We start from the raw sequence: 15,354 nt of genomic DNA, 5'->3' as shown, positions 1-15,354 counted from the left end.
CTTGGCAAAGTACGCTGCGGCCTTTTTTAGGATGTCGCGCTCCTCGGTCACCCGCTTGAGTTCAGCCTTGAGCCAGCGCACCTCCTCGGATTGCGATACCTGCCCTTGCGGCTCTGCCACGGGCTGGCGTCGCTGTTTGATCCACTGGTACAGGCTGTGCTGGCTCACGCCTAACCGCTGCGCGACCTCGGCCACGCTGTGGCCTCTATCCACGACCTGATTGACCGCCTCGACCCTGAATTCTTCGGTGTATCTCTGTGCACTCATCGCACCTCCTGTCTAACCTCTAGTTTGAGGCTCACAGGTGTCTACTGGGGCCGGGGCGATTCAACCTTTTTGTGCGTCCAAGTGCGTACCGTTAGCCTTCCAGAAGCGTGGGTGAGCTTCGAGTGAGTGTCTCTTCCTCGCGTGCCCCCCAACGCCTCCCTCAACACGTTGATGGGAAAGGGGGGCTCCGCCACAGGGCTGTATCAATACGCGATGGCGTTCAGCAGCCACGACCATTACTGGCCGCCAGCGTTGGCTCTTCTCCTGCGCAGGGCGGCCTGCGATAGCGGATTGCCTGCGTCTGTTGTTACCGGCAGCGGTCGCCTTGCCTCAGACCAGCACGTGACGCACCTCAAGAAAGAAGCGCTGAATCTTTTGTTCAATTTTAGGATCGATCATTTCGTCCGGCCGCCTTCCGTGCGGGCAGGGAAGCCTTGGAGTCGAACCAAACAAGCGACAAATCAACGGGCGCTCCAAATACACGCTGCATCCCTTGGTATCCAGATGAGGGCAACTTAGGTTTGCCAGCGCAGTGTCGCGCTCGGCATCGCTCTTAACGGGAAGCCTCGACATCTCCTCCGTTGAGGTTGTCACGGGTCCACAACAATCGTGACATCCCGGAGTGCACTCGAATGTGGGAATTCGTGAGCGAAGAAATCTGATTTTTTGGCTATGCATCGGTGTAGCTAGGCGTGGCTGAGCACAAGGTTGTCGTCCATCGTGGACACGATCCCAGGCATATGCGAATGGGCGTGGTCACTTCCGTGGCAAGGGCTTTCAGCTCTGGTCGATTTGGCGTCCGCCGCCGACCCGCCAGCTCGCCTGCTCTTGCCAGAATTCGAGGTCCGACGCGAGGCGTTTGCTTTGCTTCAGGCGGCGCGCAGCCAAGCGCAAGTTCAGAGCGTGCTCCATCTCCAGCGTGCGCGCACGCGTGAGCAGCGTGTCCAGCGCCGGAAGTTTCCACGACCCCTTCCAAGCGAACAACGTGTAGTTGCAGCTGTCCTCGGACGTCGAAACGGAGAACGACTCGCCGAATACCGAGTGCAACTCCTCAAGGTAGAACGGGATATCGCGATCGCTCTCGAGGAAGTTGGCAACCAGTACGCCATCGTCGGCAAGGCGCGCGTAACAGGCAGCGTAAAAGTCTGCAGTCCCCAGTTGCGCCGCCATGCCATGCGCCAAAAATCCGTCGACCAGAATCACATCGGGTCGTGCATCCTGTCCTTTGACATACTCGGCACCGTCCGCGCAGATCACTTCGAAGCGGTCGTCGTCGGGGGGAATGTGGAACGTATCGCGCAAAGCGATTACAGCGGGGTCGATCTCGATTGCCACTACCTTGGTATCGGGAAGATGGTGGTAACAGTACTTGGCCAACGAGCCGCCGCCCAAGCCGATCATGGAGATTCGGGCAGGCGCCGGCTGCAGGAGCAGAAAGCCCATCATCGTTCGGGTATAGCCGAGCAGCAACTTGTTTGGGTCGCGCCTTGACATGAGGCTCTGAACCCCATGCACATCAAAATGGAGCGACAGTTCGTGCGCAGTTTCCAGCAGCGTTGGCGTCCCGTCGTTAGGGGCTTCGGCGAGAAACTTCAGATAGGCGTCAAGGGAGCCGTAGGACATATCAATTGCCGCTCTTGATCAAGCGTTCGTATGGATGAGTCAGACGCTTAGCAGCGCTGCAATGACTTTCACTGCGGCGGCGTCATCCCGACCAACGGCCTGGATCATGACCTTGGCGCCCGCGCGGGCGGGGAGCCGCATGACCTCCATGACATTCTTGGCGTTCGCCGTGCGCTCGTTGCAGACGAGCAGGATGTCGCAATCGAACTGGCTAGCGGCATGTACCAGCCGCGCAGATCCACTGCCTTGCAGACCAACGAGGCAGGTCATCTCGATCGTCGCTTCTACCACTGCATCCTCAAAAAAACGGTGAATTCCAAACAGGCTCGCGGTCGCCTGGCTGCAGGCCGCGGCGCTTCCCGCGAACTGGGGGCGGAGCACCTGACGCGCGTCTCAGGCTGTGCTTTGGCGCATGGTTGTATATAATGATAATGACATTATCATGCAATGATACTCCACATGGAATCCAAGACTGCGCGTCTCACCGTGTTGATCGATCCGGTGAAGAAGAAGTCCTTCGAGAAGTTGTGCGCGGCGCAAGATCAGACGCCGTCGCAAGTGGTGCGACAGTTGATTCGCGACTACCTGGAGCAGCACGGCGTCAGCTATGCGACCCGCCCCAAAGTCGGGACGGCCACCCTGACTCAAAAACGCAATCCGTAGTCTCTGAGCCCCTCACGGCGGATCGCCTCGAATTGCACTGACGCGTTGCCTGTGTCTGGGAGGGGAAGGCGCGTTGACGCCAGCGCGACGGCAAACCATGCGGCCACGGCCTCGGCGTACGCCTGCGCTCCCCAAGCGCTCTGTTCGAACGGGTTTAAGGGAACGGGGCTGTTTCCAGCTTGTGGCTGAGAACAACCCCAATTCATATAGCGTCTCGATGGTGTCGACGCTGAAATGCAGGGGTATCTTTTGCGGCACGCCACTGGCACGGGGCGGGCTAAATTGATTTCCTAAGGATTCACGCTTGTTATCGGCATCAAAGGGAATTTGTCCGGACAGCAGCAAGGCGTGGCCTCTTCACGGCCACAGATTTGAAAATGCCCGGTTCGCGGGCTTATGCCTCGAAGGGGTTCGACACGCGGGGCCAATAATTGAGATCGCGACGCCGATAGTTCAGATCGGCGAAGCTCGGTGTGACAGCCCCGGGCGCTGCGATATGGAAGATCGCCTTGGCGCGCGGCGCGAATTCGGCTTGAAAGTGCTGGGTTGATTTCACGACAACCAGCCGCTTGCTTTCAAAATCGATCCCCAGACCCGTGAACGCGTCGAGGCCAACCACTTGGTTGCGTACAGAGGCCAGAACAATATCGACACCATTGGCGGCCTCGAGCCAAACGGCTCGCCCAAACGGAATGGTCAATCCCGAAATGCTCTGCGTATGTTGGTCGGACAGCGCACGCACGGTCACGCGCAGGTCCAACGGGTCTGCCGAGGCCACGCCGCATTTGCCACCCAAGCGCAAATCGAAGGTTGCGCCCACGCCGGCGTCGTGACAGATCTGGATCGCACCGAGATCCCAGAAACACCCGATGGCGACGTTTGCGATCTGTCGCTCGATGATCCGGCGCAGGATGACCGTGTTGTCTCCTGGCGCCCCGCCCCCTGGATTGTCAGCAACGTCGCCGATCACGACGGGGCCGCTGCCAACCTCCAGGGCGCGGTCCAGCCCAGTATCGACGTCGAGCCATGCAGGCCGCGTGGCTTCGCGCAGGGCCCAGAATTCGTGGCCAAGCTGCGTGGCCAGCGCCGTCGCATCGGCGAGGTTGTTGTCGGTCACCACCCAAAACTTTGCGCCGGCCTCCGGAACATCGCCCCATGGGAACCCATGCCCGAGGGACACGGACAACACGCCGTCCCGTCCTTCCAGCGATTTCATGCGTTGAACGAACGTAGCCATTGGCTCACTGGTGGTGTGCCAGGCCCCAACCATGCGGCAGTCGTACACACCTGTGGTGGGGCGGATCTTGCCTGCCGCGGTGTCGAGCAGCAGTTGATACGCCTCACGCAAACGATCGATGGGATCGGTGTGCGGATACTCCTTGTAGGCGATCAGGATGTCTGCCGAGCGCCGCATGCGTTCCGTGAAATGGCAGTGCGGATCGAGTGTGGCGGCAATCGGCACTTCGGGGCCGACAATGGCTCGCACCCGAGATAGCAGATCGCCCTCACAGTCGTCGTATCCCTCGGCCACCATCGCGCCGTGCAGTACCAGGAGCACGCCGCCAAGCGGCTGCGCTGCTTCGATCTTGCCTAGGATCTCGTCCCGCAGCGATTCATAGACCGCGCGAATCGTGGGGCCCGATGGTTGCGCCTCTGCGCAAATGCCCTCGACGATCTCATGCCCGTCGCGTTCCGCAAGTCGCCGCACTTCGGCAAGGGCGAACCCCATGCCTTGCGGGGCTCGCAGGCTTGCGTCGCCATGGAAGATGCCCGATTCCTCAAAGCCGCCCCAGCCAGTGGGGCAGGGCGCGAACGTATTCGTTTCGGTCGCAAGCTGAGCAGTGAATAGTTTCATCGTGAATCCTACGAGAGGGCGTGGAGATCGAAACCTCACTGTAGGCACACGCTGTTGCTAGTTTGTGAGCACTCTGTATCGCGTTCGACACGAGAGTGCGGCCGCAGGCAACACGGCGGCTGCGCGGGCTACCGGCGCGGCAGTCTCACCGTCGCTACCAGTCCGCCGGCCGGATCGTTGCGCAGCTCAAGCGATCCGTTGTGCCGCTTGACGATGTCGTTCGCGATGGCCAGTCCGAGGCCCGTGCCGCCAGTGTCCTTGTTGCGGGAGCTCTCAAGCCGGTAGAACGGTTCAAGCACGCGTGACAACTGCGCCTCGGGGATACCCGGGCCACGATCGGCGACATCAATGCAGATGAACGAGGGTCCGTCAGTCAGATGAATATGCGCCTCCTCTCCGTATCGGATGGCGTTGGCCACCAGGTTCGTCAGGCATCGCTTCAAACCAAGCGGTTGCGCCATCACCGCGCGTATCTCGCCGCTGACGGTGACACGCTGCCCGCGTTCGGCGGCGTCTTCCGCAATCGCATCCACCAGCGCGTTGATATCAACCGGGCTGAAGGCTTCAACGACTTCCGCGTTCCGCAAGAACGACAACGTGGCGTCCAACAACTGCGTCATCTCGTCGATGTCGCTTTGGAGCCGGTCATTCAACTCCCGGTCTTCAAGCGTGCGAAGGCGTAGCCGCATGCGCGTCAATGGGGTGCGTAGATCATGCGAGACGGCGGCTAGGAATTGATTTCGCTCACTCATCTGGCGCCGTATGGCCGCTTGCATCGAGTTGAAAACCTGTGCCGCCTGCCGCGCTTCGATCGGGCCGGCTTCCTGGATGGGCGAAGCGTCGATGTGGTTCGCCAATTCGGCAGCCCCTTGGGCCAGTGAACGAAACGGTGCCGCGAGCATGCGCGCGCCGATCCAGGACGAGATCAATAGCGGCACCAGTTGGATCAGCACGGCCAGAAATAGCTGTAGCGGAACGCTCATGCCCGGAGGCGCCTTGAACGCTGCGGCGCTGTAGAACCACCACAAGACGAGAGCTGCGCAGGCCTGTGTCATCAGGACCATGGCCAGCATCACGAATAGCAAACGATAGAACGCGGAATCAAATGATGGCTTGGGCATATGCGTCCTAGGTACGTCGAATACGAATAGAAATCAGCATAGTGGGATTATCGCGCGCGACTGTATCGACTTTGTTTGTATTCCATTTCAACGTTGAAACAATGAACGACGGGGACGATGTTGCACCTCTGCCTGTTTCAAGACCGATACAAAGTACACACGAAACAGAAATGCCATGCACTTACCGTTGGCGACGAGTTGCGAAGTGAAACGGTGCTTTGAACACCGCAATCAGAAAGCGGAAAACTCGGAGGAGACGACAGTGAAAATGAACAATCGAAGGACGCGTAGAGTGGATGCGACCGCGTCTCAGTTTCGCCAGGGTGGGCGATATATGACGTGGTTTGCCGGCCCGGTACTTGGCTTGGCTTCCCTGTACGCGCACGCACAAACGGTGAAGCTTTCACAAGACATGGTGCAGATTGCGGCGCCTGATGCAGCGTCGGATACGGCAACTGGAGCGAGGCCTGAAAGCGGGGCGGCCCCGGCTGAGAAGAGGGCGCAGGGGGCAGAGACATCCGTGTCGCAGGGCAAGGAAGGCGCCACCCTCAACACGGTGGTGGTGACCGCAACGCGCCGCCGGGAGCCCGCACGTGAAGTGCCGATGCAGATCAACGTGGTTTCGGCTGAAGAGTTGCAGAAAGGCGGCGCAAAGACCATGTCCGACTTCCTGTCGTCGGAACCCGGTGTTGACCTGAACACGGCGGGTGGCAGCGGCTCTGGGCAAATCAGCATGCGCGGCGTGACGACAGGTGAGCAGACCGGGCCGACCGTCGGCGTGTACGTCGACGACGTGGCATTTGGCGGCAGCACCGTGTTCTCCCAGGGTGCAACGTTCGCGCTCGACATGAGCCTGCTGGACCTCAATCACATCGAAATTCTGCGGGGTCCTCAAGGAACGCTGTACGGTGCGGGTGCGATGGGCGGATTGCTCAAGTACGTCACCAACGAGCCGGATTCCGGCGAATTTTCGGGCCGCGCGTCTGCAGGCCTTTCCGTCACCAAGCATGGCGGCGTGAATAACTCCGCCAACGCCGTGTTGAATCTTCCGTTGAAGACCGATGTGGCGGCGGCACGGGTTTCGATGTTCAGCCAACACGATGCGGGCTATGTCGATGCCGTGGGGCCACAGGCCGGTTCACGTATTGACCGCGGCGATACCTATGGCGCGCGCGCGTCGTTTCTTCTGACGCCCACGAATCAGTTGACGCTGCGCCTGACCGCATTGACGCAGAACATCAACCGCAATGCACCGAACTACGTTGCCTATGGCAAAAATGGGCAACCCGTGGACGGCGATCTGACAACGCGGCTCTTTACGACGGAGCCCTTTCATCAGAACGTCCAACTCTATTCCGCCGGGGTTGAGTACGAGTTCGGCTGGGCACGCGCGAATTCGATCACGTCATACCAGTCGATGCGATCTGATGCGCCGCAAGACTTGTCGGTGGTGTACGTTCCGCTGCTCAACGGCATCGGGCTCAACGTGAGTTCCGTTGCCGCAAAGAACGTGGCGACGACGAACAAGTTCACGCAGGAATTTCGTCTGACCTCGCCGGGCAACCGGACGCTGGAATGGCTTGCGGGTGTGTTCTACACGCGCGAGCGCAGTGACGCGAGCCAAGGGCTCATTACGACGCTGCCCAACGGAACCGTCGGCCTCAATTTGTCCGCGCTTGAGGCACCGAGCACCTACAGCGAGTACGCGGCCTACGGGGATCTGACCTATCACCTGACCCCGCGCCTGTCGTTGACCGGCGGCCTCCGTGTGGCACACAACACGCAGGAGTACCAGCAGACCACGTTTGGCGCGCTCGCAGGGCCCACGCAGACCATTACCGCCCCCTCGTCGGATACCAGCAAGACGTACATGCTTACGGCGAACTATGCGCTGACGAAAGACAGCAACGTCTACCTGCGCGCTGCCAGCGGGTATCGCCCTGGTGGACCGAATGCGCTGCTGGTTGATCCAGTCACGGGGCTGCCTTCGTCTGGGAATCCCACCTTCCGCCCCGACACGCTGTGGACCTACGAGGCCGGCTACAAGGCCGATCTTCTGGACAAGCGCATGTCGGTTGCGATGACGGTGTACGACATCGAGTGGAAGAACATCCAGCAGTTCGGCGCGGTCAATGGCGTCAATCAAGTGCTCAATGCCGGTGATGCAAGGATTCGAGGGTTGGAGCTCTCCAGCGCGTTCCGTCCGAATCGCCACTGGAATCTTGGTCTGAGCGTGTCCCTCATCGACGCGAAGCTGACCACGGGCAATGTCAACACGGGCACCAATGCGGGCGATCCGCTTCCAAACTCGGCACGGGTTGCCGCCACGCTATCGGCCAGCTACCTCTTCGCGGTGAACGGATATCCAGCCTACGCAGGTGTGAGTCAACGGTTTGTCGGCAGTCGCCATGCTGGCTTTGGAAGCAATACAGGCCGCCCAGACTATCCCCTGCCGGGCTATGCCATGACGGATCTGCAGGCAGGACTCGACTTCAAGAAGTTCAGCCTCGCTTTCTACGTTCGCAACCTGTTCGACCGCCGTGCGTTGCTTGCGGCAGGTACGTCCCTGGTTCCGATGGGTGGCCCTGCGCTGGTCAGCGTGGCACAGCCTCGCACGATCGGTGCAACGCTGACGGTCCCCTTCTAACGCACATCAATCGACATGACACACGATCCAATGGATATCAGGAAGCAACTCGACGCGTTGCTGGAGCCGTACAACAAGGCGGACCAGCCGGGCCTCGTGGTCGGCGTCGCGTTGCGAGGGGATGCGCTTTACCGGCGCGGCTTCGGGCTGGCCAGCATTGAGCACGGCACCATCAACACGCCCGCAACGCGCATGCGGATCGGCTCGACGAGCAAGCACTTCACGTGTCTCGCGGCGCTGCTGCTGGCAGAAGAGGGCAAGCTGGATGTCGACGCGGGCATCCGCACGTATATCCCGGAGTTGCCGGTGCTCGCGGGCGATCCCACGTTACGCCAGTTGATGACGCACACCGGCGGCTACCGCTGTTACCTCGACCTGTGGGTGTTGACGCAGGGCGTGGTGACCATGCCTCGGGGCGCGGCGTTGGCGACGGAGGTCCGCCAACGCGACGTCAATTTCCGCCCTGGGGAGCGGATGATTTACTGCAACGGCGGCTACCACCTGCTGTCGCTTGTCATTGAGCGCGTCAGCGGCGTGCCGTTCGAGAGCTTCCTGTCGGAGCGCATCTTCCGTGTGATGGGCATGGTCGATACCGAGGCCGTTGCCGACGATATGCAGATTCGGCCGCGCATGGCCACCCAGCACGTGCCGGACGGAACGGGTGGCTTTATTCGCGGCTTGTTCCCTTCGTGGGAAGTGCGGGGTGAAGGCGGCATCGTGTCCACCATCGATGACATGCTGCGCTGGACGGCCCATCTGCGCGCGCCCGACAAGCTCGGCACCCAGGACGTGTGGCGACAGATGCTGACCAAACCGCGCTATTCCAGTGGTGCCGAAGGTGTGTACGCGCTTGGGTTGATGCGCACACCGCATCGCAATGTTGAGTTGCTCCACCATGCCGGCGGCGTGTTCGGTGGGTCATGCCAGATGTTGACCGTGGCGGCGCATGCGCTCGATGTGGTGATTCTTACCAACGGCGCGCCGGTGGACCCGATTGCACTCGCAACGCAGATTGTCGACGTTGTCCTGGGCGACGAGGTACTCGGCGCCCCGCGCCCCGAGCCACTGACCATCAACGGTCATGAAGCGCTGCTGGGCCGATACTTCTCGCGCGCCGATCGAGCGTACTGTGAGGTTGTCGATCGGGGTGGGCACCTTGCTGCCGTCATACATAACCAGAAGCACCTGGCGCTACCGTTAATTGAGACGTCGGACGGTTTGCGCATCGAGGACGGTACTGGTGGCGCGTTGATGATTCGGCCCGGCGCAACGTCGGCCGGCCGCGTGACGGCCATCGAGTTCATCGACTGCGGCCATGCATCGCTACTGGAACGGCTGCCAGATGAGGCGCCACCTGTCTCCGATGCCTTCGCCGGCATGGAGGGCGCTTACTTCAGCGGTGATGCAGCAGGGCAGGCCGGACTGACGCTCTCGGACGGCGCCGTATCGATGCGGCTGGAGGGCCCCATGGGTGGCGTCAACTACCGGCTTGTCCCCGTTGGCGAAGACGTCTTCACGTTTGAACCGGCGGATGCGCAAGGTTTCTCCGCCGGTGTGCTGACCGTCGATCGTGTGAACGGGCGTGCTTCCCGTTTCTGGCTGGATACCTCGCGAACACGTGGCCTCGCTTTCTCGCGGGAGATATGAGAACAGGCGGAGCGGCAACGGTGCCGCTCCGCCTTTTTTTCCCTCAACCGTTGTGTCTCAGAGGCAGGGTTCCGGGTATCGTGTCCAGTTGCCAACTGCCCGCGTGAATGTGACACCTCGACTCCGTTGGGTATCAATGCGGAAGCTGGGCGTCGGCGGCTGGGATGGGTCTTGCGATAGCGTAACGATGCCATCGATGAAAGCCAGTGGGGCGATGGGAGCCATGCCAAAGACGTGATCAGCGATGGGCGTCAGTCGGTAATCACACCCTCCAGCTGCGCCTTGCATACGGAGTATCAAAGTACTGTGGTCGGCCGGATCGTGTTCGATGACGGCGCGGGCGTTGGCATCGTGGCTCTCGTAGATGCCACACATCTCAGCGGCGATCTCGGCCGTCATCGGGGGCACTTCAGCAACGCGTTCGAATGTCTCGGCATGTCCGCAATGGGCGATCCGGAGATGGTCGATGTCATCGGGCGCGTTGTGCATTCCCCAGTGCACGGAGAAGGATCCGTCAGCGCCGGCTTCAATGGCGACATCATTGGTGGGGCTTCCTTCGATGGGGTAAAGCGGCAGGGGTTTCCCCGCGCAGAGCCAACCACCCAGCGCCAATGCGCCGTCGTGGTCCTCCAGTGCATACACCGCATTGCTCTCCAATGAGCGATAACAGCCAAGCCGCGCAGCATGTGCCGACGCACGCACTGGAATCGGCGGCCCGTCGCCGCTCAGGACAGTGGCGAGCACGATATCGACGATGCGATGGGCAAGATCGATTGGGGTGTCGACCGCGCCGTTGCTGAGGAGCACCACATCCAGCCCGTGTGTGGCGGAGAACAGCATATGGCTGGTGCCCCCGATGACACCGCCCGAATGATGGGTGAGCTGGATGCCGCGATAGATGGTTTGCTTGAGGCCCAGGGCGTAGTTGCTGCCCTGTCCGCTGGAAAACACGGGCATCTCCAACATCTGTGCCCAAGTCGCATCCGTGCCGACGATCTTTTCACCATGCATGTGCGCAGTCCATCGCAGCATGTCATCGACCGTCGAAACGATGCCGCCTTCACCCAGGATCTCTCTTGAGGGAAAGATGCCGCGCAGATACCCGCCTTCGCCATCCGGCACATGAAAGCTGGCGATGCCCGGCACCACGGCCATGTCGTTGTCGATGGAGGCCGTCTCGTGCATGCCCATCGGAGTAAAGATCCTCGCATCCAGGAATGCATCAAACGGCATGCCGCTGGCGCGCTCAATGGCGAGCGACAACAAGTGATAGCCGCCGTTCGAATACATCATGCGTTCGCCTGGATGGAAATTCTCGTCGCGCTGGCGGATCTGTGCGGCGAGCGTTGCGCCACGCGGCGGGATGGCCAAGCCTTGCGTCAGCAAGGCCAGATCGAGCGCGCATCGTTGCCCGCCGCGGTGCGACATCAACTGACGCAGTGTCGGCGCACCGCCGGCACGCGAGAGCTCAGGAATATAGGTTCCGATGCCGGCGTCCGCATCGAGAAGGCCCTCCTCGCAGAGCAGCAGTGCAGCCAGGCAGGTGAAGTGCTTGCTGACTGAGCCGATGCGCAGGCGCGTGGCGGTCGTCAGCGCACGCGCGTGCTCAAGACTCGCCATGCCGAATGCCTTGCGGTAGAACAGTTCACCATGCTGAGCGATGCCGACAACCACGCCCGGACCATCGCTGCGCGCGTAGGGGCGAAACAGCGCCGATAGCGCCTCGTACATGCATTCTCTCGATGGGCTTGTCATGGGGTTGTATCGTCGTCAATGCGAGTGAACAGCAAATTGCGCGTGCGCCAGGTGTCGAGCCGGAAACACGAGATGGTCCCGCCGCTGTCGCGTGAGAGGTGCATTGCGCCATACGCCATGCTGCTAGTAGCCCGCGCTCCCAGCCGTCCGTGGCGTCCCGTACATGCAGTGTCGCCATGCCGGGCAGAATCTGCATATCGTCGGGCGCCGCAATGGTGTCGATCATGCCCATCGGGCCAAAGAGGTGTTCCGCCAGAAACGCCTCGAACGACATGCCAAAGCCACGGCGATAGCGCAACGCGTCACCGTGCGTAATGCCCACGACCAAGCCCGGTCTGTCACTACGCTGATACGGTGCAAAGAGGGCGTCGAGTCTCGCGGCGAGTGAAGAATCCATTGGCTGCGCGGTGGACGTTACGGGAGCATGGCATTGGTAACGGCGGACCCCCAAGCATCGTCCGGGCACAACAAGAGGCCGTCCGAGTACTGTGCGCCAACCGCACGATCCCTGGTGAGAAACAACGGGCCATCGAGGTCGATGCGATCGCACAACTGCCCGAGGACGAAAGCGGGTGCGATGGCCAATGACGTCCCCGGCATGCATCCAACCATGATGGAGAGGCCTGCAGACCGTGCGGTGGCGGCGAGTTCAAGCGCGCGCGTGAGTCCCCCGCACTTGTCGAGCTTGATGTTGACGATGTCGTATCGACGAACGACGCTGGGCAGGTCCTTAACATCCTGGAACGATTCATCGGCGGCCAGGGGAATCGGATAGTCCAGCGTATCGAGGCAGGCGTCAGCACCGATGGCGAATGGCTGCTCCAGCATGTCGACGCCGACTTGCTGCAACACCGGAAGCATCGTATCGAGGTGAGCGCGCGACCAGCCTTGGTTGGCATCGGCCGAGAGCGACACGTCAGGTCGCGCCTCACGAATCGATAACAGGCGGCTGGCATCGCGCACACTGCCATCGAGTTTGATCTTGAGCGCACGGGTTTGGCGCAGGCTACGCGCCTTGCTCGCCATTGCCTGCGGGGTATCGACGCCGATAGTCATCGTGGTCAGCAGGGGGCGCGGTGGCGGAAGCTGCGCGACGCGCCAGACCGGCAACGCTTCACGTTTCGATTCCAATGCCCAAAGCGCTGCGTCTACCGCATTGCGTGCGCCGCCCGACGGCAGCAGCGTCAGCAACTGCGCGCGGGTGATGCCTCGTTCGATAGAAGGCCGTACCGCTTCGATCTGCGCCGCGATCGACTCGGGCGTCTCGCCAAGATAGAAGACACCGGCCGCTTCACCGACACCTTCATGGTGCGCGTCAGCGATTGTCACGACGACCACACGGGCAGTATCGACGAGATAACCGGTAATTCTGAAAGGCGCGGCCAGTGGCCAGCTCTCGATTCGAATCGAGAGAGAACAGCGTTCCATGGTATTCATTTGACGATGGGAGGGCGTTATGCGTAGCGCTCAATCGCGTCGCGTACGCCTTTACCGGCGGCGCGCATCAGTACGCAAGCTGAAGAGAATCCAACCAGGGCGACGCCAATGATCGCCAGGAGGAGACCGTGGTTGACAGCCTGCAAGCGATCCGACATCACGCCGATGAAGACCGGGCTACCGGCTTGAACGACGATGGTGGTCAGCACGCCGATGGCGGCCACGCGCGAGCGCAGGTGCGCGGGACAAATGCTTTGCATGATTGCGGGAAACAGCACCATGCCGGCGACAATGCAAGCGAACTGCAGTCCAAAGAGGCTGTAGACGAATGTCACCGAACTGGCGGTCAAGTAGCCGACGGAAGTGAGCGCCGCGGCAAGCGCGCCCCACTCGCACACACGCAGCGGGGCCAATACTCCGAAGCGAGGGCTGAGGCGGCGAGCGATCAGCCAGCCCAGAACGCAGCCAATGACGCTGCCGATTGTGGCCGCGGCCCCCAACCCACCACCAGCCGCAGCCGGCGCCGCGCCAAAACTCCGCACGGCAACGATGGGCATCCAGGTGGTGATGCCGGTGAAAGCCATGTTGACCAACGCGATTGCACCGAAGAATTTCGCCATCATGGCCCGTTCGCGCGTGAAGTAGGCGCGTGCGGTCAAGGGTGATGTGGCGACATGCTCGGTGGCGCGTATGTTCGTGCTGCCGTCGCCGTGCTTAGGGCGGATCATGGCGACCAGAATGACTAGAAGCGGCGCGGGGATGGCAACGGCAAAGAAGGCCAGGCGCCATGGCGAGAAGCCGGCCAACGCACCGGGTAGCGTGCCGTGCATCGTCGTGACGCCTTGCAATAGCGCGCCTCCCAGGGCCATGCCCGCACCGGCGCCGAGCAGGTTGACCAGCGCGAACACCGAGTTGGCGAGCACGCGCTGTCGTGCGGGAAACAGGTCGGGAATCATGCCGTAGATGATGGGCATCAATCCGGCCTCTCCGATGCCCAATCCGATCGAGGCGATGAAGAGTTGCCAGAAGCCGGTGGTGAGCCCGCAGGTAGCAGTTGCTGCACTCCAGACCAGAATGCACACCGCCAGCACGAGGCGACGGTCGACGCGGTCTGCGATCCATCCGATGGGTAGCGCCGCCGCGCCCGCAAAGAGCGCGAGGCCGGCGCCTTGCAGCAGGCCGATCTGCAAGTCCGAGAGACCGAAGTCCTGCCGGATCGGTTCTGTAAGGAGAACAAGTATCTGCCGGTCGATATTGGCAAAGAACGCGACGATCACGAGTACCGCAAGGCCGAACCAGGCAAGCGCACCAGCGGACGCTTCCCTTGGGGCGGAGATCCCCATGGCGGGGGAAGGTAAGTCGAGTTTCGAGTCGAACATGGTAGATCCGACAATTGAGGAGGAGGCGAGAGAGTGACCGAACGAACGGGCGGCCGCGCGGGGCCGCTTACGGCATGAACTGCTCGTTGCCGACCAGCCCGATGCGCTTCACACCCAGCCGCTGGGCGGAAGCCATGACCATGGCAACGGCCCGATACGGCGCCGCCTTGTCAGGACGCAGGTGCAGCTCAGTTGGCGCGGGGTCTGCGCTGACTGCCTCAAGCCGGGTTTCCAGCTGTGCACGGGAGGCCACCGGTTCGCCATTCCAGGCGAGCGAGCCGTCGGGTGCAACGTCAATCTGCACGATGGCCGGCGTTGTCTGCTGGGGCTGCGCTGGCGCGTCGGTTGGCATGTCCAGCTTTACCGCATGCGTTTGGATGGGGATTGTGAGTATGAGCATGATGAGCAGCACGAGCATCACGTCGATCAACGGGGTGGTGTTGATCTCGACCATGACCTCGGCCTCATCGCCGTTGCCGCCATGCATCGTCATTGCCATGACGGGCCTCCTTTTGATGTGAATGGGTTATTGGCGCGGCGGTGCTTCGGTAATGAAATCCACTTTCGCGATACCGGCGCGTTGACAGGCGAGGACGACACGCCCGATGGCGGCGTAACGTGCATCCAGGTCGCCACGGATGTGCACTTCCGGCTGCGGCTTTTGCACGGCCACCGTCTTGAGCCTGTCGACCAGCGTGTGGGTGTCCGGCACGTGACCTTCGTTCCAGAACACGTCGCCGTCCTTCGTGACCGCGAGGATCACGTTCTGGGGAGTGGTTTGAAGCGGATGGACGGCTTCTTTGGGAAGCGTGACCGGCACGGTGTGCGAGACCACCGGAATGGTGATCAGGAAGATGATCAGCAGCACCAGCATCACGTCCACCAATGGCGTCGTGTTGATGGTGGACATCACCTCATCGTGCTCGTCACTGCTGCCAGTTCCGACGGACATGGCCATGG

General features: G+C 61.4%; 14 protein-coding genes. 3 read left to right on the top strand and 11 right to left on the bottom strand.

The features are described 5' to 3' along the window. From BM136_RS11120 to BM136_RS11105, 4 genes are all read right to left on the bottom strand, one after another. Nucleotides 1–267, bottom strand: a 267-nt coding sequence (locus BM136_RS11120) for a transposase (protein ID WP_139219364.1), incomplete at its 3' end; no start/stop codon positions are given. A 330-nt stretch (nt 268–597) separates the two neighbouring features. Beyond that, nucleotides 598–945, bottom strand: a complete 348-nt coding sequence (locus BM136_RS11115; RefSeq protein ID WP_092971867.1) for a YkgJ family cysteine cluster protein — start codon at nt 943–945, stop codon at nt 598–600. Between the two features lie 99 nt (nt 946–1,044). Then, a complete protein-coding gene (locus BM136_RS11110; protein ID WP_092971866.1) occupies nt 1,045–1,896 on the bottom strand; it encodes a fused MFS/spermidine synthase in 852 nt (283 codons plus the stop codon). Nucleotides 1,897–1,929: 33 nt separating this feature from the next. Next, nucleotides 1,930–2,271 carry an HPr family phosphocarrier protein gene (locus BM136_RS11105; protein ID WP_254775658.1) on the bottom strand — a complete coding sequence of 114 codons (342 nt, stop codon included), beginning with the start codon at nt 2,269–2,271 and terminating at the stop codon, nt 1,930–1,932. A 78-nt stretch (nt 2,272–2,349) separates the two neighbouring features. On the opposite strand from BM136_RS11105, the gene BM136_RS11100 reads away from it, so the two are divergent. Further along, nucleotides 2,350–2,553 carry a ribbon-helix-helix protein, CopG family gene (locus tag BM136_RS11100; protein WP_024976466.1) on the top strand — a complete coding sequence of 68 codons (204 nt, stop codon included), beginning with the start codon at nt 2,350–2,352 and terminating at the stop codon, nt 2,551–2,553. 394 nt (nt 2,554–2,947) lie between these two features. Here BM136_RS11100 and BM136_RS11095 read toward each other — a convergent pair whose 3' ends face one another. Next, complete coding sequence (locus BM136_RS11095) at nt 2,948–4,408, bottom strand: M81 family metallopeptidase (protein WP_092971865.1); 1,461 nt, start codon at nt 4,406–4,408, stop codon at nt 2,948–2,950. A 128-nt stretch (nt 4,409–4,536) separates the two neighbouring features. Next, nucleotides 4,537–5,529: an ATP-binding protein gene (locus BM136_RS11090; protein WP_092971864.1), complete on the bottom strand. Its 993-nt coding sequence runs from the start codon at nt 5,527–5,529 to the stop codon at nt 4,537–4,539. 520 nt (nt 5,530–6,049) lie between these two features. On the opposite strand from BM136_RS11090, the gene BM136_RS11085 reads away from it, so the two are divergent. Together BM136_RS11085 and BM136_RS11080 are read left to right on the top strand one after the other, a co-directional pair. Beyond that, nucleotides 6,050–8,176 (top strand): TonB-dependent receptor, encoded by a 2,127-nt coding sequence (locus tag BM136_RS11085; protein WP_254775657.1) that lies wholly within the window; start codon nt 6,050–6,052, stop codon nt 8,174–8,176. 15 nt (nt 8,177–8,191) lie between these two features. Then, the gene (locus tag BM136_RS11080; protein ID WP_092971862.1) at nt 8,192–9,823 is read left to right on the top strand and encodes a serine hydrolase domain-containing protein; all 1,632 of its coding nucleotides are present in this window, start codon (nt 8,192–8,194) and stop codon (nt 9,821–9,823) included. A gap of 57 nt (nt 9,824–9,880) precedes the next feature. Here BM136_RS11080 and BM136_RS11075 read toward each other — a convergent pair whose 3' ends face one another. The 5 genes from BM136_RS11075 to BM136_RS11055 form a co-directional block, all read right to left on the bottom strand. Beyond that, nucleotides 9,881–11,554, bottom strand: coding sequence for a serine hydrolase domain-containing protein (locus BM136_RS11075; RefSeq protein WP_302848165.1), 1,674 nt, complete (start codon nt 11,552–11,554; stop codon nt 9,881–9,883). 438 nt (nt 11,555–11,992) lie between these two features. Continuing rightward, a complete protein-coding gene (locus BM136_RS11070; RefSeq protein ID WP_217649356.1) occupies nt 11,993–13,015 on the bottom strand; it encodes a dipeptide epimerase in 1,023 nt (340 codons plus the stop codon). 17 nt (nt 13,016–13,032) lie between these two features. Continuing rightward, nucleotides 13,033–14,394 carry an MFS transporter gene (locus BM136_RS11065; RefSeq protein ID WP_092971860.1) on the bottom strand — a complete coding sequence of 454 codons (1,362 nt, stop codon included), beginning with the start codon at nt 14,392–14,394 and terminating at the stop codon, nt 13,033–13,035. 67 nt (nt 14,395–14,461) lie between these two features. Beyond that, nucleotides 14,462–14,893: an ExbD/TolR family protein gene (locus BM136_RS11060; protein WP_092971859.1), complete on the bottom strand. Its 432-nt coding sequence runs from the start codon at nt 14,891–14,893 to the stop codon at nt 14,462–14,464. Nucleotides 14,894–14,920: 27 nt separating this feature from the next. Beyond that, nucleotides 14,921–15,352, bottom strand: coding sequence for an ExbD/TolR family protein (locus BM136_RS11055; protein WP_092971858.1), 432 nt, complete (start codon nt 15,350–15,352; stop codon nt 14,921–14,923). Nucleotides 15,353–15,354 lie beyond the last annotated feature (2 nt).

This window comes from Ralstonia sp. NFACC01 (genome assembly GCF_900115545.1).
In the GTDB taxonomy this organism is placed as follows: domain Bacteria; phylum Pseudomonadota; class Gammaproteobacteria; order Burkholderiales; family Burkholderiaceae; genus Ralstonia; species Ralstonia mojiangensis.
Note: the sequence above shows the minus strand (reverse complement) of the source record. Positions and strands in the feature narration are given on the sequence as shown.

Coding starts and splice junctions, on each gene's coding strand:
- BM136_RS11115 (WP_092971867.1), bottom strand. CDS start 945: ATGCATAGCCAAAAAATCAGATTTCTTCGCTCACGAATTCCCACATTC.
- BM136_RS11100 (WP_024976466.1), top strand. CDS start 2,350: ATGGAATCCAAGACTGCGCGTCTCACCGTGTTGATCGATCCGGTGAAG.
- BM136_RS11095 (WP_092971865.1), bottom strand. CDS start 4,408: ATGAAACTATTCACTGCTCAGCTTGCGACCGAAACGAATACGTTCGCG.
- BM136_RS11090 (WP_092971864.1), bottom strand. CDS start 5,529: ATGCCCAAGCCATCATTTGATTCCGCGTTCTATCGTTTGCTATTCGTG.
- BM136_RS11080 (WP_092971862.1), top strand. CDS start 8,192: ATGACACACGATCCAATGGATATCAGGAAGCAACTCGACGCGTTGCTG.
- BM136_RS11075 (WP_302848165.1), bottom strand. CDS start 11,554: ATGTACGAGGCGCTATCGGCGCTGTTTCGCCCCTACGCGCGCAGCGAT.
- BM136_RS11070 (WP_217649356.1), bottom strand. CDS start 13,015: ATGAATACCATGGAACGCTGTTCTCTCTCGATTCGAATCGAGAGCTGG.
- BM136_RS11065 (WP_092971860.1), bottom strand. CDS start 14,394: ATGTTCGACTCGAAACTCGACTTACCTTCCCCCGCCATGGGGATCTCC.
- BM136_RS11060 (WP_092971859.1), bottom strand. CDS start 14,893: ATGGCAATGACGATGCATGGCGGCAACGGCGATGAGGCCGAGGTCATG.
- BM136_RS11055 (WP_092971858.1), bottom strand. CDS start 15,352: ATGGCCATGTCCGTCGGAACTGGCAGCAGTGACGAGCACGATGAGGTG.